The organism is Paenibacillus sp. UNC451MF, assembly GCF_000686845.1.
Lineage (GTDB): Bacteria > Bacillota > Bacilli > Paenibacillales > NBRC-103111 > Paenibacillus_S.
In genome coordinates this window covers 44,949-67,659 of the sequence record NZ_JMLS01000022.1, presented here as the reverse complement: position 1 = coordinate 67,659, position 22,711 = coordinate 44,949, and the positions used below count along the sequence as shown (strand labels likewise).

Here is a 22,711-nt window from a genome sequence, read left to right as displayed (position 1 = left end):
ATGATTTGGCGAGTTTTTTCATTTGTTTATTTGGGTATTTTCTTTTGTTGTTTCAATACGCGAATAGCTACTGCCGCTGCTTCTGCACGTGAGAAATAATCCTTCGGAGCGAAGCGGTATGTTTGTTTCTTTTGGCCTTCCAAAAGCACGTTCGGCATGCCTTCGATTAAACCAGCTTTAGTAGCCGCCTCAACAGCCGTTCTGGCATAGTAGTCAATGCTGCCGCCATCCGTGAATGATTTTTGCAAGGATGCTAGCGATTTATTCTCATCTGAACTTAATTTCAAATCAGAAGCGCGTGCAATCATAACAGCCGCATCCTGGCGTGAAATAGCATCATGATGACCGAAATAACCATCGCTACCGCCTCTTACAATACCCGCTCTTGCTGCAGCCTCAATATGTTTGAAATCGTAAAGGCCATCAGATCCGTACAGATCTCCTCTTTGTACATCTTTGAAGGTTCCGTCTGTATAAACGTTATTATCAATTGGCATGCTCGTGTCTTCATTATCCAATGGAATATTGAAGATTTTGACCAGCATGGTGACAAATTCACCGCGAGTGATGGACTCATCCGGCGAGAATTTCTCCGGACTGGAAGTTTTACTGTTCATCATACCCTTGGAATATAACACGTCCAAATAATCTCTCGCCCATGCATGTCCTGTTACATCATCAAAGCTATCGTCCATGTACATGACTTGGTAATACCCGAAAGAATCGAATGGAACGGTAATGGTGTTTTTGCTGAGATCCACTACACCACCGATGTTTCTCCACTCCGCTCTGGTATCGTTCGGCATCCCATTATTATCGGAGAATGTGCTGAATTCAAACACCGTAACGTATTTCCATGCATCGTCACGAATATTGGAATCATACTTCAATGTCAATGTGCCTCTCTTCGTAGGAATGACATTGTCTTTTAAATAACGATTATAGAAAACATCATTAGAAGAACCGAATTCGGAAGCCTCATTCGGCAAACGCCCGCTTCCTTCAAGAGCGTCTTTCAATTTTTCCTCTTGGTTGGAACCTCTTATCTCTTCAATGGACCCTGCATCAATCCAGAAGCGTTTACTTGCTGGTTTAAAACGGCCCGATGTTTCAATGAGAAAGTTTTTCCCGCCACGGTCTTCCAGCTCTTTATCTACACGACCGTCATCATTACTCGCAATGCCAAACATAATTTTACGCTCGGCTGAAATATATTGCTTCTCAGCTGCCCGATCATTGCGCATTAGCTTCGTATCTTTAGGGAAGCTTAATTCAATATCCCCATTAAACACTTTCATTTTGGAGGAAAGCAGTGATTTGTATTGGTTTCCTTCAATAGGTGTATCTACATTGAACAAAATGAAGCTTCCGCTCAGTTTGCCAGTCGAACGATTAATGGTAAACTTGATCTCATTTTTCCCCGGCTTCAAACCAGTAACCTCATAATAATAGATATCAGGTTGGATTGGATCCGTTGATTTTACAGCCACATCCTTACCAAATACTACGCTATCTGCATTTTCAGCGAGGATTTTAATTTTCTGGAAATTCTTATTAATGTTAGCTTGATCTTTACCTGCTTCATTCTTAATAAGCTGTGGCTCCAAAATTAAGTAAGGCGTCGGCTCACGAGTGATAGTAAATGACTTGGTTACTGTTGCGCCGCTATCGTTAGTTACTACTACTGTGAATGTATAAGCACCGTAATCATTGAGCTTAATTGGATCTCCCGTATTTCTGAATGGAGTCGCAACAGCTCCTGCGGATGCTGGAGATATACTTACACCAATAGGAGAAGTACTGCCTGGTTTCAAATAGGTTACTTTGATTTCTCTTGCATTAGCCGCAGAACCGGCGATTTTCAATTCATTGGACGTGGTATAGTACGTATCCGGTCTCGTATCTTTAGTATACTTAACATCTTTAGGATCATAGTCCGGTGCAAAGCTCAAGATTGTCGGAAGATTTTGACTAAAAACAAAGATGTCATAGCTCGCTTCGGAGACTTTTTGACCATCAATCCAAATTTCAAAATGAACGGTTTTTCTTCCATCATCTTTACCGAACAAATATTCTACCCTGCTTGCATCGGTAGGCTTCACTATAAACTTAGTTGGAGTGGTAAACGTAACCTCGCCAGCCTGGTCAACCGGTTTATTATTGATAGATACTTTCATTTGGCCAGTTCCGCCCAAATTAGCTACTCTACCAGTAATACAAGAATTTCCGCTTTCGCAGATAATTTCGCTGATATTTTTAACAACCATTCCATTGTAAATATTATCTACAATAATATATGGAGCAGCGGAGACTTGGAGATCATATGACTTGGCTCCTGCTGGAAACTCTGTCGGAGTTCCTGTCGTATAAGGTATTACTTCAAACTTCGTCAGTCCATCACGAAGCCCTTGCAATAGGACATCTGCAGTATCGCTATTAATAGGGTAAATTCCGCCTGTATGCCCGGTTACCCCATCATCATAAGGAGCCCCGTTCAGCTTCACCAATACCTGCGAAGCTTGTTTTGCTGTAATTTTCAATGTCGCTGGAAACTCTGTAATCTGATTACTTCCTGTTTCAATCAGCCTAGGATTCGTACTGGCACCGGAAATAATACGCTCAACGAAATCAACATAAGGAGCATTGTCGTCAACGAAGTTGAAATTAAAGCTGGATTTCGTAGTGTCGATTAGATTTTTATGAGTGAAGGTAACATCAATTTGCTGAAATCTCCGACTCGTATTAACCGGTAAATCGACTTGAATGTTGTGAATCTCAATCCCCCTTGCAGTATCAATCGTAACGTTACTGTTCGCATTATTAAGCGCAGGATTGAAGTAAGGAGTAACGCTATTATTTAATTTGCCAGTTGGATCGGTTACAACATTATTATCGATATCAAGAAGCGTAAGCTTTTTATCATTGAAATTATAATGAAGCTTATACGCTCCACCTGTACCCACCATTTCAATGTCCGCATAAACATAATCCGATACGCTTCCCGTGCGGGTTGTTTTTAAGGAAGTAGAGAACGTCACATTACTATTGGTACTGGAATTTTGCTGCAAAGTCGGAACTTGTGCGACGCTAACTTTTTGGGTTGGGGCCGTTCCGGCAGTTTTTTGATCAACCATAGCACCATACGCGAACGCTTTGCCATCATCGTAAATAAACGATTTATTTAAGTTGTATGTATTGGTACTGTTTTTAGAAACAAAATTAATTTCGTTATCCCCAGGAACAAACTTGATATCATTGGTTCTTCCTGTGTTTGTAATATAGGTAAACGTTCCTCGAGTAAAGTTGGCAGGATGATATGCCGTCGTCCCTCTATTGAGGTATGCTTCTATGCTTGTCGCATTTCCTGCTGTACCTGTAATAGTCGCACCGGAGTAGGGTGCCTTTTTAGGGAACATCTCTCCATCTATAATTTGATCCCCATTAATGACAAGATTGTTGATAGTAGAAACCGGAACATAGTAAGCCCAGCTAGGTGCGGAAGCTGTATTCAAGGTTCCATCATATCGCAACACAATCTTGTTAAGACCCTCGGTTAACGTCACATTTGCAAAAGTGATTTCGTTGTTACCTGTTTTGACCGGTTTGCTAGTTTTATCAACCGTTGACTTACCGGTTTTAACATTGGTCACTTCAAAATAAATATTAGAAATCTCGTCATCCCCAATACCATTCACATCAGCTGTAACGGAAATGGGATTACTTGTAAACTGATCAACAATAGAGTTGCTGTCAGGCACTACATCTGTATTACGATACTGCAAGTTCGTAACGTTCAACGTTACTTCAGCGAACGCCGTTAAAGGCGCCACTAAACTTAAAACAAGTGCCAATACAATGGAAAAGCTCGTCCATTTGTAGGTTAGTCGTTTCAAAATGGTTCCTCCTTATGTCATATTTCCTTGATATTTGTTACTTGCTGTCGTTAGCCCCTTCGTTCGAAAAGCCCCCCTTGCGTGTTTTACTGCAGATTTTAGGCCGCCCGCAGCAATAAAAAAGTTTCATGTACTTTACTTATCGGCTTTATCGCATGAAAAATTTAGCGAATCCTGAAAATTGACAAAACAAAAAAACCCAAACCTTTGAAGGTCTGGGATTCGTTTACTATATCTATTTATTTGATCATCCGTGATCTGTCACCAGACAATCCTCGTATCTTTTGTAAAAAACGCAGGACCGGTTTCTTAGTCTGACTAATGATTCCGATTGCCTCCGCACCTAACACCAAAACTGCGATAAGAACAACGATCAGTAGTACCATTCCCCAGATAGCCTGCTGCTCCGACATGTAAGAAAGCAGTACAGCTGCGCCTCCAAAAATGGAAGCAACACCATAAATAATTAATACCGTCACGCGATGGCTAAAGCCGAGTTGCAGCAAACAATGGTGCAAATGGCTCTTGTCCGGTTTGGAGATAGGCAAGTTATTAACCCAACGCCTCAATATAGCAAAGAAAGTATCAGACAAGGGTACTCCAAGAATCATAATAGGTACCAGCAAGGATAACACGGTTGCTTGCTTAAAGCCCAAGATGGACAATGTTGCCAAGCTAAACCCTAGGAAAAGCGAACCAGAATCACCCATAAAGATTTTGGCCGGATGGAAGTTATAAAATAAGAAGCCTACAATGCTGCCAAGCAGTATCATACTCAGCAATACCACTGTAACGTTCCCCATCATTAAAGCTAATATAAGAATAGTTGTTGTCGCAATACCCGATACACCAGCAGACAGTCCATCCAATCCATCTATAAGGTTAATCGCATTCGTTACTCCGACAATCCAGAATATCGTGAGTGGAATGGCTAACCAGGTTAACGAAACGGTTGTGTCGCCGAACGGTACGTTAACAAGATCAATAACGACACCAGAATAAACAACAACGCACGCTGCAAGAATTTGCCCAAGCAGTTTAACTTTCGGGGATAAATCGAACTTGTCATCCAATGCACCTAACAGTACGATAATAGCTCCTCCGATTAGCAATCCCAATGCAACGTCTCCGTTTAAGGAGTCAATAGCCGGTGAAATAACGAAATAAGCACCTACAAATCCAACAAAAATGGCCAATCCGCCCAGCCTCGGCATGATGCGACTATGTACTTTCCGATGATTGGGTGCATCTACAGCGCCTACCCAGAAAGCAAACTTTTTTACCAAAGGTGTCATAAGAAGGGCAATCAAGCATGCGACAGCAAAACCAATTGCGTATAATACATTCATTTTTGTTTTCACAGCCCCTTTTATCTATAAAAACCCCAAACACTACAGATTATACTCCGTTTGAGACCGTAACACCACATTAATTTTAAGGAAATCAGGCGTTTATCAGTAAGTTTTCATAGTTATTTTCAAGGTCTCTGTACGGTATCCTTCTCCCGGATCACCTTCATAGCGAATTTCGGCAGGACCAGCATTCGTTTATACCGCCAAGGCTCTTGAAGCAATCGGTAAAACCACTCCAGACGCAGCTTTTGGAATAATTTTGGCGCCCGCTTCAATTTGCCGGACATGACGTCAAAGCTTCCTCCAACCCCCATAATAACAGGGACTTGAAGCGCTTCTTTATACTTGGCAATCCAAGGCTCTTGTGTGTCTGCTGATCTTCCTACCAATAGGATGTCCGGATGGTATGATCTTATATTCTCAATAACCTTTTGATCTTCATCCGGTTTAAAATATCCGTCACGATATCCGACAAGCTGCAGATTAGGAAACTGTTCCTTTAAACGATTCGCAGCGGCTTGGATAATTTCAGGGGATGCCCCGAGCAAATATATTTTCCACCCTTTGGTTTGACCCAATTGCATGAGATTCTGAATCAAATCAAATCCCGTCACCCGTTCAGCTACTGGGCTGCCAACATAATTGGCTGCCCATACAACCCCTGCTCCGTCAGGCACGATCAGGTCTGCTTTTTTCATCATCTCTAGATACGCCGTGTTTTCCAAGGCTGACATGACCATAATCGGGTTAGCCGTAATGATTTGATGTGGGCGTCCGGATTCGACCATCTGAGCTATATGAGTGATCGTTTCCTTCATACTTAGTTTGGAGAACGGTACGCCGAATATGGACACTTTCGGTATCGTCACTTGGAATCCCTTCCTTTGGTGAAAAATGAAGCCATATATTGCGCAGGCTTTTGTGCTTCGTTCTTAAGATTGTAAATAAGCCCTTTTTTATCTTCGCGCCATGATGAGCGTTGCTCAAGAAGACGCAACCCTTCTTCAGCTACCCGATCCGGTTGAATGCTCTTCGTTGTTGCAACGACAGGCATCTGCAGCCGTTTCATAAACTGATCGATCTTCGGATCGTAAGAAATGCCCAGCATCGGCACCTCTTGCGAAGCAGCATATATAAGGGAATGCAGACGCATGCCTATTAATAAGTTACAGCGGCTGACTTCCGCCAGCATGTGCTGAGGATGAGTTACACTAACGGCCGTAGTAATCCGAGACCCAAAGCTTTCACCAATCAAAGCACGTACTTCGTCTGAAGCGGCTGCATCAGATGGCAGATGAAACGGAAGAAACCGAATGACTGCCTCACTTTGCTCCAGCATACGTCTTAAAGCTTCGGCAAGAGCCTTTAACTCGGAACGGTCCTGATTCCAATAACGGACGGAAACTCCGATAACCGGAGCCTCCGCTGTTTGTGCCTGATCCGTATCATAGGAGCCGAGTGGCATCCCCATCACTGGATCAGGCACAACCGTAATGTCTTTAGATACTTTCATTCTTTGAAGCAGCTCTTTAGATTCTTGGTCTCGAACGGATATATATAGCGTTTTATTAAAAATAGAACGAATCCATCCGAAAAACATGCCCCGGTTCACCGGGCCAATTCCTTGCGAGTAGATAAATGTCGGTCTTCCAAGCCACTGTGCTATTTTCAAAATAGCTAAGTAATATGGAATGGTCTTGGCACTAGTCGCATCCTGTAAAAGACTGCCTCCGCCGCTGATCAGCCCGTCCGCCCCGCGAATCGCGCGAATCACTTGGCCGAGCTTCATCCGATGAACGGATTCAACACCATATGTTTTGCTCGTTTTCTCCGGTTGAACTGAAAGAACGACGGGTACGAATCGTACACCGTTCGCCTTTCCCTGTTCTTCCAAAGCTAACAATATGGATTGGAGCACGGCCTCATCACCGCTATTGTCAAAGCCATAGTAGCCGGACAATACTATTCTTTTAGTAACAACGGGGTCCAACGACGCCAACTCCTTACAACAATCTCCCAGACAATGATGTAACCAATCCCGATCAAGATCCCAAACGATAATCCATAAACGATACGAGTCGCTGAGATCATTAGGGGTGTGTGTAAATGGGCAAAGGTATCAACGATAGAGGCTTGACCGACTACACCCACCAAGATAAGAAGCACAGCATTGCGATATTTCATGCACAAGTAAGCTCCAAGCAAGAACAACGGGTGAGCAATTAAAAATTCTTTTGTTCTAGGGCGAACGCCCAAAGTATTCTCTAAGAACGACCGGAACAAACGTTCGAAAGCAGAAGCCTGTCCCTCGTTCCCTGTTCTAGATAAGTAATACATTCCCGCACCAACAATGGCTGCAGCGCCGATAACCCACAGCACACTAATGTATGACGACAGCAGCTTTTTCCCTTTGGCCAGCTTATCCCGATGGGAAAGACCCTCGTTAAACAGCAGCCAGTATAGGGCAACAAGCACGATTGGCAGCAAGTGCAGTACACTTACGCCTCTGAATTGGTCTAAGACCAGCGGGTAAATAATTTGATTCAACAATCCAACGATGAAAAGTACACCGATAACCGAAATCGCCGATGTTCGCAGCAAAAGCCAAATGGCAAACCCAAGACGAGAGCCTGTGCTCGCCTGATATTTAGCTTTGGCCGAACGAATGGCGTGAATTATCGCTAACGTAGGAGCACATGTCCCGGAGGATAGAGCCAAGGCTTGCGCAAACAAATTTGGCGATAGCACATACATTCCGGCAGCACCAACCAACCCTACGATAAAGATAAACAACGTAATTTCCGGAATAAAAGCCGATACCGTCAAAGCGATTAAGGATATGGCGCCAATGAACAATAACCCTTTGGCCGCTTTCTGCCATCCAGAGTGGAATGGGAAGAAGCGTTCCGCTATCCCCATGGTAAACCCGGCATCCTTGATACGAGGTATTGCACCATCTTCGCCTTTTAAACTTTCACGCATTGAATCCAACGGATTCAGTATTTTTCCTTTATCCAGGTTTTTAACCGCACGCGCATTTAGGAACACCATACGAATGTTGCGATCTTTGACAGCCAACACAAAGCGGTCAGCTACCCCCTGGATGCGTTCGTTTAATTCTTGCTCAGTCAAGTTTTCCGTCAGCTTTTCTCCATCCTTCTCAGTGAAGGAGTGCAAACGTACGACATTGTAGTCAATTAATTTGGCTAAACGGTTAAACCCTTTTTGCTGGGTCTTCTGCAATTCAATGTTAGCTAAGCCCATATGATGCTTTTTCATCAGTTCAGCCATCACTTCGATGTTTTCCGGCTTGGACTCGCTGACAAAGCCAGGCACGGTTTCGCCATCGATAATGAACCGCTTCACTCCCAATTGCTGCAATTGTCCAAGCAATGTGTCAATACGCGCCTCATCGAAAGGTCTGCGGTTGGACATCCTCATGACGATTTGGAAGCCTTGCTCCTTCAGCATTTGCAGCGTAATTGGATCCGGGTCCATCGGCTTAAGGTTCGCTTCATCCAAGCCCATCTCGATAATCATGCCGTTCTGGTTTTTAAAGCTCCACGGACGTGTTTTTACATTCAAGTTAGCAAAGGTTTGGGTAATTAACGGCTGCAGCTTTTCCTGAGAGTCTTTTTCGGCGAACAAAATATAAGTGAAATTTTCATTCGGAGAAATCGGGCTCTGTGTTAGGGCTGTCGCTTCATGTGAAGAGAACACCTCTATCCTACGGCTTAGTCTAAGCTCACTTAACGTGGACTCATAAACAGCCATCGATTGAATGCCGGCACTCTTCATTTCTTTGAGTTGACTCATAACAAACTGGCGTGGATCGGTCTGTGTATCCGAAATTTCTAACAAATCCCGATAATCAAACACAAACTCAACCTTACGAGCCGTTTGCTGCTCCGTCTCATTTCTTTCATAAGCTATAGGCAATGAAGCCAACAGTCCAAGAATAACCAGCCACCATAACCATTTGATACATTTACGATTCCAGTGCAAGTAACGCCCAGTCAACACGTTCCAACTCCTACCGTTATTTTTGGTCAACCCGGCTCATGACGGCGCTAACCAAGCCATGAATCGTGTCGGAGGCTGCTTGCGCTGAATTGCCGCGGACAGCAAAGTATACTTTGATCTTCGGCTCTGTGCCAGAAGGTCGCAAGCAGAACCAAGAATTGTCCGCTAGCGTATATTTCAATACATTTTCAACAGGCAGTCCGTACAGTCCAAGCGAGAAGTCCTCCACTTTATCGACCGATTGCCCATTCACTTCTGCAGGAGGGTTATCGCGCCAGTCCCTCATGATGCCTTGTATTTGCTCTACGCCGTCTTTCCCTTTCATAGTCCGGGATTCCAACGACTCCAAGAAATAACCATGACGCTCGTACAGCTCCTGAAGCACCTCATACAAGGTTTTTCCTTGATTCTTATAGTAAGCCGCAGCTTCGCAAATAAGCATGGAGGCGATAACTGCATCCTTATCTCTTGCGTAATTACCTGCCAAATAGCCATAGCTTTCCTCATAGCCAAACAAAAACTTCGCTTCTTTGGAGGCTTCGAACTGCGTCATTTTTTCTCCGATATATTTAAATCCGGTTAGCGTATTTAATGTTTCTACGCCATAATACTTAGCAATAGCCGCGCCCATTTCACTGGTCACTATAGTCTTAATAACAACCCCATTGGCAGGCAGCTCGCCACGCTCTTTAAGAGCACTAAGCATATAGTCGACCATAATGGCCCCGGATTGATTTCCAGTCAGGACGAAATACTCGCCGTTAGCATCCTTCACTACCGCACCCATCCGGTCACAGTCGGGATCCGTACCAATAATAATGTCGGCATCCACTTCCTTCGCTTGGCGAATTGCTAAAGTGAAGGCTTCCTTTTCCTCAGGGTTCGGAGATTTTACCGTAGAGAACTTGGCATCTGGAAGCTCTTGTTCTGCAACAACATCAACATGACTGAAGCCCACCGCTTCTAATACCGCTCTAACCGATATATTCCCTGCTCCGTGCAATGGAGTGTAAACGACTTTGAAGCTATCGCTCATTTTTTTGATCACGTCTTGATTTAAGCTGACAGAGGAAACGGCCTGGATATACTGTTCATCCAGCTCTTTTCCAACCCACTGCAGCAATCCGGAAGCTTCCGCTTTCGCACGTGTCTCACGTTTTACATCACTGAACGATTGAACACGCTGAATTTCACCAATTACCTGCTCAGCCTGGTCTGGCACTAACTGGCCACCGTCAGATCCATATACTTTGTACCCATTGTATTCAGGCGGATTGTGGCTAGCTGTAACCACGATTCCTGCAGAAGCTTTCAAGGCTCTTACTGCAAAAGAAAGCTCTGGTGTAGGACGCAATGATTCAAATACATAGGCTTTAATTCCATTGCCAGCCAGGACTTTAGCAGCCTCCAGCGAGAATTCAGGGGATTGATTGCGTGAATCATAGGCGATAACTACTGATGGATTAGCATGCCCATTTTTATTGACAAACTGTGCCAGACCTTGTGTGGCCCTGCCTACTGTATATACGTTCATGCGGTTTGTGCCCGCACCAATTACGCCGCGAAGCCCCCCGGTTCCGAATTCAAGATCACGATAAAAGCGATCCTCAATTTCTTTCGGATTCCCTACAATGCTGTTCAATTCATTCTTCGTGTCTTCATCGATGGCAGGGTCGTTCAACCATAGTTTGTATTGTTCTTCCACCCGGTTTTGCGTGCTCATAATCCATCTCCTTTTAGACCTATATAATAGTAGTAAAAAAAGTAAACAACGAATTTATTTTTTAGCGGGATCGGACAGAGCGAACATTAGGGTGCCTTCTGCTACAACCTTATCGCCCACTTTGGCGACAGCCTGTCCTTTACCGATTGAACCCTTTAGGCGGGTAATTTCAACTTCCAAAATTAAGGTATCTCCAGGAACGACTTGTCCGCGGAAACGAAATTCATCAATACCTGCAAAAAAGCCCAGCTTGCCCCGGTTCGCTTCCACTTGCAGCATGGCAACTGTACCGACTTGAGCTAAAGCTTCAACAATCAGCACCCCAGGCATAACAGGATAGGAAGGGAAATGGCCTGCAAAAAAAGGCTCGTTAATCGTTACATTCTTAAGCCCCACCGCTCTGACGCCGGCTTCCACCTCTAATATTCGGTCTATAAGCAAAAATGGGTATCGATGAGGAATAATTTCTTGAATTTGTAAGGCATCCAGCACGGTAATGTTGCTCCTTTCGAAATTGGGTATAAAAACTTTTCTTTCAACTTACACTATAGCTGTCCCTTCATGACCTGCAGTAGTGAAGGTTGATATAAGGGAGCTTATGTATAGGTTTGCCAACGTATGCCGGCCTAGACATAAGCTCTTTTTACATAAAAAGGTCTATCGCAATGGTTGTCTACACTTCGCAGGCAAACCAATCGAACATAACATTCACAGATTAGGCTTCTGGGTATCTATCGGAACTTCATTACCCTTCTTATTGAGAAAATAAAACTGGAAAATATATATGGTCGACGTGACAAAAGAAACGATAATAACAAACCACAGATAGGCATTAGCGTAGGGGAGCTTAAAGATAATCAGTAGTATGGCCACATAGTATAAGACGGTGGTCAGTTTGCCCATGGCATTAGCCGGAACCGTCTGTTTGCCGCGAAAGTGAAAGATCGCCGACCCCACAATCATCCCGACATCCCGCAAAAACATAGCCACTGCCGCTTCCCACGAGATCATTTTGGAAAAAACCAATGACAGAATGACTGTAATCATCATCATTTTATCCGCCAATGGGTCCAGCATGCTACCTAGCTGCGTCACCAGCTTCTGTTTGCGAGCGATATATCCGTCCAGTACATCCGTCATTCCCGCCAGTAAGAGTATCAAAAAGGCGGTTCTGATATAACCTGCTTCGAACACCAACAAATACACGGGGATAAGAAAAAATCGGCATACCGTCAACAGATTAGGTAAGTTCCACACGTAAAAACCTTTCTCCCCTTCCACGTGATTTGGGCATTCGTCCCATCCATATATTATACCGTTCTTGGACAAAAAATAAAACTCCCACCAAGGGAGTTCCTTATAAGGTATTAGGTTTGGGAAAAGACCAGGTCATACAAATGCCGCCACGTATCAATCTCATAGACTTCATCCATCGGACGCTTTCCTACGTAGACATATCCTAAGACAAGTCCTATGGATAAAGCGACCACACATAAAAATGGAATCGATAACCACTTGCCTATCGAAAAGACCACTCGTTTCCACTTTTTCGAAGACTTAATCCGCTTCTTTTCTTTATTTTTACTCTCTTTTTTTGACTCCACTTCTGTCACATTACCAACCTCACTTCAAAAAGAGGCTTATCCACGTAAACTGTTCGCAAGACCCATCATCGTATCTGACGAAGAGATCGCCCTTGAGTTTAATTGGAAGGACCTCTGGACTTGAAGCAAGTCCGTCATTTCATCGGCTAGCTTCACGTTAGATTTCTCCAGAAAACCTTGACGTACAGCTACACGGTCCGTCGTATTATTGGCAGTATCCACGGTTTGCAAAATATCACCACGATTCGCTACATCCGCTGGCAAGCTGTACAAATTCTCACCTAGCTGCTGCAGCAGCTGAGGACGTAGAACACGAACCATCTTGATTTGTCCCACTTCTAGCGGTGGAGCGGATTTATCCGCATCGTCCTGTGCCATGATCGTACCATTTTCTTCGATTTTAACCTTATGATTGGCTGGAATTCTGATTGGAGTATCATCGGTTCCCATCACATAACGACCGTCTTTCGTCATTAGAAAGAAATCAGCATCTGCCGGGTTATCCGAAGGGCTCAACTGAAAGGAGCCATCCCTCGTCCAGACTGTTTGAGCTGTTAGCGCCCCATTGGCATCCCGGACCACGCTGTTGACCTCGAACAAACCGTTACCTTCAACAGCCAAATCGAGATCGTTGCCTGTAGGCTGCAAGGAGCCTTGTCCCATGTTGAGCTGAGCTTGTACGAGCATGGTGCCCCAACCCTGATTATAGCCTAAGGGAGATAGCCGACCTTGTTTTTGAAACCCGTTAGGCTGCTGCTTCACACTGGTGAGGACATCCTGGAAGGATGCTTCTTTACGTTTGTATCCGTTAGTATCTATGTTAGCGATATTGTTGGATAATATATCGAGCTTCTGCTGCAGAGCGTGCATTGAAACGGACGCGTTGATCATTGAATTGTTCATGCGTTTCCTCCTAAGAGTTTTGTAACAACTACAAGTCAATCAACTTAAACCCGACCGACCTCATTAACCGCTTTGTCCATGCTTTTATCATAAAATTGAACAACCTTCTGGTTCGCCTCATAGGCTCTCAAAGCAGACATCATGTCTACCATTGATTGACTTCCGTCTACGTTAGAACGCTCGATGAAGCCTTGGCGCACTTCCAGCTGCTCCATATCATTAGGGTTGTTTGGGTTAATAGCCCTTACCATACCTTCAGAACCCGGATTCAAGCGGTACAAGCCGTTACCTTCACGCACCAGCTGATTGGGATCTTCAATTCGACTAATAAGCAAGCTTATCGATTGGTTGTTAGCATTCAATATTTCACTGCCGTCCGGATTAAGAAATTGCCCCGACTTCGTAATGTGGAAATTGGTAATCGGCGTTTGTTGAACAGGATCCATCAGTACGATAGGTTGTCCATCATTACCAAGCACAGGAAGACCTGCCGTAGAAACCAATTGTCCGTTTATATCCACAGAAAACTTGCCGTCCAACGTGTAACGCTGCTCTCCATTAGGGTCCTGAACGGTAAATAAAGCCTGCGGTTGATTAATCCGTTGTCCATTCTCATCCACATATTTGCCGGAAGCGTCAAACCGGGCTCCCTGCACTTGAATATTGGAGATGATGGCAAAATCGAACGGGTTGCTTGTTTCCTGAATATCACCCTGTTTATGGACAGAAACATTTTCTTCTGCCATTACGCCTGTATTCAAACGACCAACAGGGACGGCTTGAGGCTCTCCTTTACCGTTCCCTATTCTAGAAATGAGCATTTCCGGGAACGACCGGTTGATAGCATTTCCTTGTTTAAAGCCCGGTGTGTTGATATTAGCGATGTTGTTCGTCACGATGTCATGTCTGCGCTGTTGTGAAATCATTCCCGAAGCTGCGGTATAAAGACCTCTTAGCATGGTTATGTATCCTCCCAGACGTGTCAGTTAAGTAGTGTATGTCAATTAAAACTTCCGTTTCGATACCTTATCCAGGTTGTCCAACATAATGCCGGTTCCTTTAACGACACAATGCATCGGATCTTCCGCAATCAGGACAGGAACTTTAAGCTCGTCTGCCAGCAATTGATCAATGCCGTGCAGCAAAGCTCCGCCACCCGTCAAAATTACACCTCTATCAATAATATCAGCCGATAACTCCGGCGGCGTGCGCTCAAGCACTGACTTAGCTGCTGCCACGATCGAAGAAACCGGATCCCACAGTGCTTCCTGGATCTCATTCGAGTTGATGTTAATCGTCAACGGCAGCCCGCTCACCATATCCCTGCCGCGGATGTCCATCGTTTCCTTGCGTCCGTCCGGATATACCGTTCCAACCTTCACTTTGATATCTTCTGAGGTTCTTTCCCCAATCAGGAGCTTATATTTGCTCTTGATATACTTCATAATACTATTATCGAACTTGTCCCCCGCAATTTTAATAGAAGAGGAGGTGACGATATCGCCCATCGAAAGCACGGCAACATCTGTCGTCCCCCCACCGATATCCACGACCATATTACCGCTAGGCTGGTAAATGTCCATGCCTGCGCCGATCGCAGCAGCTTTTGGCTCCTCTTCCAAAAACACCTCACGTGCTCCGCTTCGCTCTGCCGCTTCACGAATGGCCTTTTGTTCCACGGACGTAATGTTAGTCGGAGCGCAGATGAGAATCCTCGGATGACTGTACCACTGCTTCCCTCCTACTTTATTAATGAAGTGCTTGAGCATTAACTCCGTAATTTCGAAGTCGGCAATGACACCGTCCTTAAGCGGGCGAATAGCCACAATATTGCCAGGAGTACGTCCCACCATGCGGAACGCTTCTTCCCCAACAGCCAGCACCCGCTTCGTGTCGCTCTCAATGGCGACAACCGACGGCTCATCCAGCACAACGCCGCGTCCTTTCACATGAATCAGGACGTTCGCTGTCCCTAGATCTATGCCAATATCCTTGCTTAACATTGAAATGTTCCTCCCTAAACAAACCGTCCATTCCTTAAACAGAAGCGGTACCTCTATTATAATCGTTAATGTATACCATTCGCTATTCGTTTTAAAAATCCTCTTTTTCAATCGGTTTTTTCGACAATTATCGCTTTCTGTTGTCGGTTCGGATCGGTTTGGGGGAGTGTAAACGAAATCATAATCATTTACTTTGCGGTTACCAGTTTATCCTGAGCTTTTGGGCTGCGTGTTTTCCGGTATTTGATCTTCGTTGCTTCCCCCCCGCGCAGGTGACGAATCGACTTATGATACTCCAAAATATGCTTCACTTGGTTAGCCAGATCCGGGTTAATTTCGGGCAGTCTTTCGGTTAAATCCTTGTGCACCGTACTCTTGGAAACACCGAATTCTTTCGCGATTGTGCGAACCGTATGCTTAGTTTCCACTAGGCAACGTCCGATTTTGATGGTTCGCTCTTTAATGTAATCGTGCACTCCCCTCGCCTCCCTACTCGAGTTAGTTTGGTACATTATATGAGGGGCGTTTACTTATATTCTTTGTTTCCAAGCGTGACAAGCCCATAAAGCCACAATTATTTTCAAGGACAAGCGGCATTGACAGGCTTCTATGCGAAAAAAAGGGAGCGTCTATGCGCCCCCAGCCAACTTTATTCCTAATTCGAATTAATGACTTGTCAAAAAGGTTTCCGGGTTTACGGCTTGTCCGTTCTCGCCTTGGCGAACCTCGAAGTGAAGGTGGTTCCCTTGCTCCTTCTCCAGCTCGTTGCGACCGGCTTTGGCAATGATATCGCCTTTTTTCACTTCAGCATCTTTGGCTACGTTAATTTCCGCTAAGCTTTGGTACACAGTAACCAAACCATTAGAATGCGTAATTTCAACCAGATTACCAACTACCGGATTTTTCTCCACTGCTGTAACCTTACCACTCATAGCTGCCATGACGTCAAACGCCTGATTATCCGGTCTTGAGAAATCCATTCCCATGTGTGGAGTAAAGGTGTCACCGTACTCTACCATAGCGGTTTGTCTTACTTCGTTAGAAGCTTTACTATCAAAATACGGAAGTACCACATCGAGCTCACTGCGATCCTTGAACGGCCACTGCATCGTTTCGGTGTTTGCGTTGACAGCTACTGCATCCGGCTTCATCACATTGTCGGTTACCGATGCCGATTTACTGCTGTCGATTCCCAATTCATTGGTAAGGGACGACTTTCCGGCATCCTGGTACACCCACATTAACGTTAAGATAATTGCCGCCGCTGCCATGTAAGTTGCAGGAAATACCCACTTTTTCGCCAGTAATCTTTTCCAGGAAAAAGCTGGTTTGGTTTGCGCTCCCTCGATAGTTTTAGGAGCTTCTTCATTGTTTTGCAAATCTCTCTTTTGATCATTCATAGATTTATCACCTCGCTAATCATTGTTGCCACGGATACGAGTTTTATACGCGAGGTGATCTATTTTTTTAGAAACTTTTCCCTTTTAATAGGTTTGAGGCTCTATTAATCTCTATTCCGGTATAAAAGTACTTGACGATCTCTTCCGCCTTGCGTCCCTCTAATGCCATTCCGTTAGCTCCCCACTGACTCATCCCTACACCATGACCATATCCGAATGTGGTTACCTGAAGATTCGTCCCCTTCCAGCTCCATTGGAATTGGGAGGAAGCCAGTCCCAGCTTCTCACGTACTTCGCGACCGGTAAAGGTCTTTCCGCCAATCGTTATTTTCTTGATCCGATGCCCTTCCGTCGTTTGTAAGATCTTCAACCCACCGTTTCCATTGGAAGAAACCGGGACGCTTCCGCGAATGCCCAGCTTGCTTTGCAGCTCTTTTACGGAAATGGTAGTTGTCTCCTTGTAACGCGGTGATAGCTTTGCATCCCACGGACTTGGGACGCTGCGTAAATACGGAATGTATTCGTTCCAGTAGTCTTCCGAGTTTTCGGTATAACCGTTGCTAGTAGAGAAGAAGGTGGCTTGAATCGGCTTTTGCTGATAGGTCAGAATGATATCTTTGGTTTCGTTAACAGCCTGATTCAGCTTGTCCGAATTGGCTTGATAAGCCGTTCCCCAACGCGCCTTTAACTCTTCATCAGAAACATAAGCTTGATGGGTGATTGTATCCGTTACCCAAGCATTGGTCACAGGCATATTGCTGAAATCTTGCTCTACTATCCTTCTAATGATATAGGTTCGTGCTGCCATGGCCTGCGCCTTCATGGCTTCGAGTTCAAACTCTATCGGCATCTCGGCAGCCAAAACGCCTCTTACGTAAGTTTCCAGAGGAATGGATTCCACTTGCTTGGTCTTGGTTAAGTATACGGGGATTACGAGGGAAGAGACCCCTTCTTGATTATTGAGCTGAACTGCTGCTGATTCTTGTTGTCTCTCTGCTGGCAGCACGGGGTGTACGGTTTTTACGAGAATGGCGGGTACGATGACTATGACGGCTAAGAAACTAGTTAAAGATACGGCAGCCCATTGGAGCATCACTCTCTTGTCCATCGTTTCTACTTCCTCCATCTTCTGTCGGCTCTAAGACAGTTTATTGTTGCTGTGAATCCAGATAACTCCATCTTATGAGCCCGAAAAATAGAATAGAACACGGAAATAGGAAACAAAAAAGAGGAGTGCCCCTCATTGAGAGATTCTCCTCTTGCCATATGTTTATTGAATTAAGCCAAGCTAGGGCTGACCGCAAAGATGGAAATAGATTCTTCTTCCGGCTCTACGATTTCAAGCGATACCCGCTGAATATCTGCACCTAACAAACGCAGCTTGTTCGCGATATCGACATAGCCCCGATCAATATGATGGATACCAGTAATTTCGGTCTCTCCATCCGCGGCAAGCGCAGCTAGAACCAGAGCCGCTCCAGCACGAAGGTCCGTTGCACACACTTTCGCTCCACGCAGCCTGCCGCCTCCACTAATGACTGCCGCACGGCCGTCCACTTTAATGGATGCGTTCATATTGACCAATTGCTCCACATGCATAAACCGATTCTCGAACACGGTTTCCGTCACGATGCTGGTGCCATCTGCCGTAAGCAGAAGCGCCATCATTTGTGACTGCATGTCGGTAGGAAATCCTGGATACGGGAGTGTCTTCACATCAACACAGCGAAGGGCTCTGTCCGTGTACACACGCAGGCCATTCTCGTCTTCCTCGATGGTAACCCCCATCTCCTGCATCTTGGAAATAACCGGTCTTAAGTGATCGCCAATAGCGCCTTCAATATACAAGTCACTTCCTGTAATAGCTGCAGCCATCATGTATGTACCCGCTTCAATTCGATCCGGTATGACCGTATGTACAGCACCGCTTAACTTCTCCACGCCATCAATCCGAATGAGTCCCGTACCGGCACCGCGAATTTTGGCTCCCATTGCATTTAGATAGTTAGCCAGGTCTACAATTTCCGGTTCTTTGGCTGCATTCTCAATGGTAGTCGTACCTTCGGCAAGGGTGGCTGCCATCATAATGTTTTCCGTTGCCCCTACACTAGCCACATCCAGGTATACCTTAGCACCCTTCAGTCGCCCGGCGATTCTCGCCTCGATGTAGCCTTGACCAAGCTCAATCTCCGCTCCCATCGCCTCAAAGCCCTTTAAATGCTGATCAATAGGTCGAGTGCCTATAGCGCAGCCGCCAGGCAAGGAAATTCTCGCTTGACCCATACGGGCCAATAAAGGTCCCATAACAAGAAAAGAAGCTCTCATTTTTCGAACTAACTCATAGGAAGCCTCGCACGTTTGAATGTTCTGTGCATTGACGCGTATAGTTTCATCTTTATATTCGATCTGTACTCCGAGACTTTCCAAAACCTTATTAATAACGATGACGTCGTCCAAGGGAGGTGCGTCGTGGATCACGCTGTCTCCTTCTGTACCCAAAATAGAGGCTGCGATAATCGGCAAAACGGCGTTTTTCGCACCGTGTATTCTAACTTTGCCTGACAATCTCTGGCCGCCGCGGACGATAATTTTGCTCATCATGGTCCCCCTCCGCGCTGTTTTCATTGCACACTGTACTAGTTTAGCATTGAACCTTCAGCATGTAAATTTTCATTTTGAAAAACCAATCATGATACTGTTCGGAGCAAACAAGGGATTTACAACGGTTGTACTATCCATTGTTGACAATATTCACCTTAGTTATTCGCGAACTGCATATGCATACCCGTTTTGATACTCTTTTTCAGCGGAAACACTTATCCTCATACAGAGAAGCCGCCTAACACCCTTTTGTCGGCTCATGAATCACTTCACTTGTACAGTGTCCTCAGATGTCTTACTAGATAATTAATCCAATGTCCGCAGGTTAAAACATTCCCGACAACCAAGTAGACCAATTAAAATAATCAATGAAAAAGCGCGCCACCTGATAGCCTAATCCAACAGATAACAAAACTTGAAGCACTTTACTCTGGACGCTCTTCGGTTTTTTAACGATTTTGTCCAAGTTTAACTCTTGAAGCGCCCACCAGGAACAAGCGATGCAGACCAATGTAACGAATATATTGATCATCCCGTTCATTCCCATGGAGGTATTCATTTGCTGTACATAATCCATATTTGACCCCACTTCTCGCTTTAAGGCATAATTTTGGCCAGCATCGTTACGAACTCAGCCCGTGATGCTTGTTGATCCGGTTTATAGCTTCCATCCGTATAGCCGGCGATCCAGCCTTCGGCCTTCATTTGCTTCAATATCCCGACTCCCCAATAATCGTCGTCTACATCCGTGAACGGAACCGCACCACGTTTTTTGCCAGATATATTCATGCTTCTTGCAATCATCGCCGTCATTTCCATTCGACTAACCGGTTGATCGGGAGCGAAGGATTGATCGGGGTAGCCCTCAATAATACCACTTTGTGCCGTCTTGGCAATATCCGCATACGCCCAATGACTGCTGTTAACATCCGTATAATTAATATTCTTTTGCTTATTCAGCTTGAAGGCTCTGCTTATAATCGCTGTCGCTTCCGCCCTGGTAATCGGAAGATCCGGTCTGAACGTATAATCGTCATAGCCATTTACGATCTGCTTGCTGCCCATCTCCAGTATGCTGTCTACAGCCCAATGCCCTTCAATATCAGCGTAGCCGCCAATTAAAGGTTTAGCTCTTACGACAAGCTGGTACACGTCACGCTCAAAAGGCGCACTTGATGTAAGCTTCAAATAGTAGGTTCCAGCAGGGAGTCGTTCCTTGAGCTGAATCTCACTTGCTGAATTGGAGCTATCCATTGGCTTCATGCTTCTATCATAGATGAATGCATACATGTTCACTCCACGAGGAATTCCCGTCAGACTTAGTTGAACATAGCTCTCTTCGTTGAGCTGGAACTGAAACCAATCGATATCGTCCACCTTATCAATCAACCCGGTATATTCCGTATCCAGTGATATGGTAGTCGCTTGATAGGAACGGTTGTTAGGTTCATTAGGATCGATTTGCTTCGCATCATATTCTATTTTTAACGTGTATTCCCCAGTTACGGGAAAAGCATACTCTTTCACATTGCTTACCCGGATATAATATTTGCCCGGAAACACTTCTGGCAGCACCAGCACTTCCGGAATACCATCTCCTCCATCATCGACGGTAATCGATTTCTCCCCTTGCTTCTGTACATAAAGAATCGGGTCGATCCGCGCCGTATCGGTGCTTAGGTGAAGAGTGAGCATCCCGGATTGTTCCACGGGGAACTCAAACCAATCCTGATCGTTCATCTGATGGAAGGTGCCCTTGATCGTCTGACTTCGTGAAGGAAGTACGTAGGCCTTGTACTGCCGGTCATTATCCTCAAACAGATCACGGTATATATCAAAAGACGTTGTTAGCTTATATGGAATTTCATTCTTCTGATTCCTATCAGTCAAATGAAGCTGCAGATAGCTTCGCCCCTTAGTAACCTTTAACGCTATCGGTTGTCCCGGAAGTGCCGTCATCCCTACAAACGTTCCTTTGGCATCCGTATGCTGGACGGAGACCGACTGCCCCTCCTGGATGTCGAACGTTAAATTGACGGTTCCATCATAAGGAGCATCAAAATAAAACCAATCCGGATCCGACCCGTCGGAGAACGACGCCGAAATCATTTTGCTGACGGAAAGTGGTTTGGCTAGATCCTTTCGGTTATTCGGTTCATACATATCCATAAGTGGCATTTCCGTCAGAGCCCGATCGGCACGAAGCAGTCCATAGCCTGTTGACTGATCCCATCCGGGGGTCATCAAATCATCCGCCGTTTGCCGAAGAAGCTGCCGAATTTCATAAGCCTTCATGTTCGGATATTTACTCCAGGCCAATGCAGCTACCGCAGCAACTTGTGGAGCCGCCATGGAAGTTCCATCCTTACTCTCATACAAGCTGCCTAGCGCTGTAGTGAATACATCCCAAGGCGCCACGAGATCAATCTCCGGTCCCTTATTGGAGAGTTCGTGTGCAGTGAGGTCTGCCGTCATCCCGCCAACAGCCAATACCGTAGGATAAGCTGCAGGATATTTAACAGGATTGCCTTCATTTCCCGTCGCAGCGACAAGGAGGACATCCTTCTCTTCAGCATAACGCACAATATCGCTCAAATAAGTCGAATATTTATTTAATCCCAGGGACAGAACGACAATTTTAGCCCCATGGTCAACAGCGTAACGAATACCTTCCCCAAGCTTGGCTTCTCCTCCGGAACCATCTGAATCCAATGCTTTTATGGGCATCAACTTGGCGTTCCATAAAATGCCTGAGACGCCTTTATCATTATTTGTTACCGCTGCAACGACCCCTGCTACATTTGTCCCGTGTCCATTATCGTCCTGAGGCGGCAAATTCGGATTGATCAGATTGACTCCGGCCACCAGATTTTTTTTCAGATCAGGATGATTCAAATCAACGCCCGTATCGACAATGGCAATTGTGATATTCGAGTTACCTTTGGCGATATCCCACGCTTCATTGATATGTATCTGGTTCAAGTATGCTTGCTTTTCTGACAAGGGATCGTTCGCCAGCGCCGCTATGGTAACTGGTTGCGCATTGCCGAACGCTTGTCCGGTAAATGCAAGCATCATAACGACCCCAATGATCCAATGAGCGAGTTGGCGAGTCAATAATTTATGCAGCATGTCATGGTTCCTTCTTTGCTTATTGGAGTAGCTTAACTATTTCGATAAAGATATGCGGTTTCCTGCCGTGTTTTCTG

The 22,711-nt window shown here is 45.2% G+C and carries 18 protein-coding genes; all 18 read right to left on the bottom strand.

Features of this window, described 5'->3' with window-relative positions; genetic code table 11:
- Window positions 1-26: 26 nt before the first annotated feature.
- Complete coding sequence (locus tag BP97_RS0121700) at window positions 27-3,893, bottom strand: S-layer homology domain-containing protein (protein ID WP_028550989.1); 3,867 nt, start codon at window positions 3,891-3,893, stop codon at window positions 27-29.
- A gap of 239 nt (window positions 3,894-4,132) precedes the next feature.
- On the bottom strand, window positions 4,133-5,242 hold the full coding sequence (locus BP97_RS0121695; protein WP_028550988.1) for an MraY family glycosyltransferase: 1,110 nt from the start codon (window positions 5,240-5,242) through the stop codon (window positions 4,133-4,135).
- Between the two features lie 128 nt (window positions 5,243-5,370).
- Window positions 5,371-6,063 (bottom strand): WecB/TagA/CpsF family glycosyltransferase, encoded by a 693-nt coding sequence (locus BP97_RS0121690; RefSeq protein ID WP_081824311.1) that lies wholly within the window; start codon window positions 6,061-6,063, stop codon window positions 5,371-5,373.
- A gap of 47 nt (window positions 6,064-6,110) precedes the next feature.
- A complete protein-coding gene (csaB, locus tag BP97_RS0121685) occupies window positions 6,111-7,235 on the bottom strand; it encodes a polysaccharide pyruvyl transferase CsaB (protein WP_028550986.1) in 1,125 nt (374 codons plus the stop codon).
- On the bottom strand, window positions 7,208-9,268 hold the full coding sequence (locus BP97_RS0121680) for a DUF5693 family protein (RefSeq protein WP_442952383.1): 2,061 nt from the start codon (window positions 9,266-9,268) through the stop codon (window positions 7,208-7,210). The genes csaB and BP97_RS0121680 overlap by 28 nt, the downstream gene beginning before the upstream one ends.
- Before the next feature lie 16 nt (window positions 9,269-9,284).
- Window positions 9,285-10,991 (bottom strand): phospho-sugar mutase, encoded by a 1,707-nt coding sequence (locus BP97_RS0121675; protein ID WP_028550984.1) that lies wholly within the window; start codon window positions 10,989-10,991, stop codon window positions 9,285-9,287.
- A 54-nt stretch (window positions 10,992-11,045) separates the two neighbouring features.
- Window positions 11,046-11,483 carry a 3-hydroxyacyl-ACP dehydratase FabZ gene (gene fabZ / locus BP97_RS0121670; protein ID WP_028550983.1) on the bottom strand — a complete coding sequence of 146 codons (438 nt, stop codon included), beginning with the start codon at window positions 11,481-11,483 and terminating at the stop codon, window positions 11,046-11,048.
- Window positions 11,484-11,699: 216 nt separating this feature from the next.
- Window positions 11,700-12,248 (bottom strand): CDP-alcohol phosphatidyltransferase family protein, encoded by a 549-nt coding sequence (locus tag BP97_RS0121665; RefSeq protein WP_028550982.1) that lies wholly within the window; start codon window positions 12,246-12,248, stop codon window positions 11,700-11,702.
- A 110-nt stretch (window positions 12,249-12,358) separates the two neighbouring features.
- Window positions 12,359-12,604: a DNA-directed RNA polymerase subunit beta gene (locus tag BP97_RS0121660; RefSeq protein WP_028550981.1), complete on the bottom strand. Its 246-nt coding sequence runs from the start codon at window positions 12,602-12,604 to the stop codon at window positions 12,359-12,361.
- 27 nt (window positions 12,605-12,631) lie between these two features.
- Window positions 12,632-13,498, bottom strand: coding sequence for a flagellar hook-basal body protein (locus BP97_RS0121655; protein ID WP_028550980.1), 867 nt, complete (start codon window positions 13,496-13,498; stop codon window positions 12,632-12,634).
- Between the two features lie 44 nt (window positions 13,499-13,542).
- A complete protein-coding gene (locus BP97_RS0121650) occupies window positions 13,543-14,457 on the bottom strand; it encodes a flagellar hook-basal body protein (RefSeq protein WP_028550979.1) in 915 nt (304 codons plus the stop codon).
- Window positions 14,458-14,502: 45 nt separating this feature from the next.
- Window positions 14,503-15,501 carry a rod shape-determining protein gene (locus BP97_RS0121645; RefSeq protein WP_028550978.1) on the bottom strand — a complete coding sequence of 333 codons (999 nt, stop codon included), beginning with the start codon at window positions 15,499-15,501 and terminating at the stop codon, window positions 14,503-14,505.
- Window positions 15,502-15,689: 188 nt separating this feature from the next.
- Complete coding sequence (gene spoIIID, locus BP97_RS0121640; RefSeq protein ID WP_028550977.1) at window positions 15,690-15,977, bottom strand: sporulation transcriptional regulator SpoIIID; 288 nt, start codon at window positions 15,975-15,977, stop codon at window positions 15,690-15,692.
- A gap of 189 nt (window positions 15,978-16,166) precedes the next feature.
- Window positions 16,167-16,901 (bottom strand): M23 family metallopeptidase, encoded by a 735-nt coding sequence (locus BP97_RS0121635; RefSeq protein ID WP_028550976.1) that lies wholly within the window; start codon window positions 16,899-16,901, stop codon window positions 16,167-16,169.
- Between the two features lie 67 nt (window positions 16,902-16,968).
- Window positions 16,969-18,009, bottom strand: coding sequence for a stage II sporulation protein D (gene spoIID, locus BP97_RS0121630; RefSeq protein WP_028550975.1), 1,041 nt, complete (start codon window positions 18,007-18,009; stop codon window positions 16,969-16,971).
- 170 nt (window positions 18,010-18,179) lie between these two features.
- Complete coding sequence (gene murA / locus BP97_RS0121625) at window positions 18,180-19,499, bottom strand: UDP-N-acetylglucosamine 1-carboxyvinyltransferase (RefSeq protein WP_028550974.1); 1,320 nt, start codon at window positions 19,497-19,499, stop codon at window positions 18,180-18,182.
- 328 nt (window positions 19,500-19,827) lie between these two features.
- Window positions 19,828-20,079 (bottom strand): DUF1146 family protein, encoded by a 252-nt coding sequence (locus tag BP97_RS0121620; protein ID WP_028550973.1) that lies wholly within the window; start codon window positions 20,077-20,079, stop codon window positions 19,828-19,830.
- A gap of 20 nt (window positions 20,080-20,099) precedes the next feature.
- Entirely contained in the window at window positions 20,100-22,634 is a 2,535-nt protein-coding gene (locus tag BP97_RS0121615) for a S8 family serine peptidase (RefSeq protein WP_028550972.1), read from the bottom strand.
- Window positions 22,635-22,711 lie beyond the last annotated feature (77 nt).

Excerpts from the sequence above, each read along its gene's own strand:
- BP97_RS0121695 (WP_028550988.1), bottom strand. The coding sequence starts at position 5,242 with ATGAATGTATTATACGCAATTGGTTTTGCTGTCGCATGCTTGATTGCC.
- BP97_RS0121690 (WP_081824311.1), bottom strand. The coding sequence starts at position 6,063 with ATGAAGGAAACGATCACTCATATAGCTCAGATGGTCGAATCCGGACGC.
- BP97_RS0121675 (WP_028550984.1), bottom strand. The coding sequence starts at position 10,991 with ATGAGCACGCAAAACCGGGTGGAAGAACAATACAAACTATGGTTGAAC.
- BP97_RS0121655 (WP_028550980.1), bottom strand. The coding sequence starts at position 13,498 with ATGAACAATTCAATGATCAACGCGTCCGTTTCAATGCACGCTCTGCAG.
- BP97_RS0121650 (WP_028550979.1), bottom strand. The coding sequence starts at position 14,457 with ATGCTAAGAGGTCTTTATACCGCAGCTTCGGGAATGATTTCACAACAG.
- BP97_RS0121645 (WP_028550978.1), bottom strand. The coding sequence starts at position 15,501 with ATGTTAAGCAAGGATATTGGCATAGATCTAGGGACAGCGAACGTCCTG.
- BP97_RS0121635 (WP_028550976.1), bottom strand. The coding sequence starts at position 16,901 with ATGAATGATCAAAAGAGAGATTTGCAAAACAATGAAGAAGCTCCTAAA.
- spoIID (WP_028550975.1), bottom strand. The coding sequence starts at position 18,009 with ATGGACAAGAGAGTGATGCTCCAATGGGCTGCCGTATCTTTAACTAGT.
- murA (WP_028550974.1), bottom strand. The coding sequence starts at position 19,499 with ATGAGCAAAATTATCGTCCGCGGCGGCCAGAGATTGTCAGGCAAAGTT.
- BP97_RS0121620 (WP_028550973.1), bottom strand. The coding sequence starts at position 20,079 with ATGGATTATGTACAGCAAATGAATACCTCCATGGGAATGAACGGGATG.
- BP97_RS0121615 (WP_028550972.1), bottom strand. The coding sequence starts at position 22,634 with ATGCTGCATAAATTATTGACTCGCCAACTCGCTCATTGGATCATTGGG.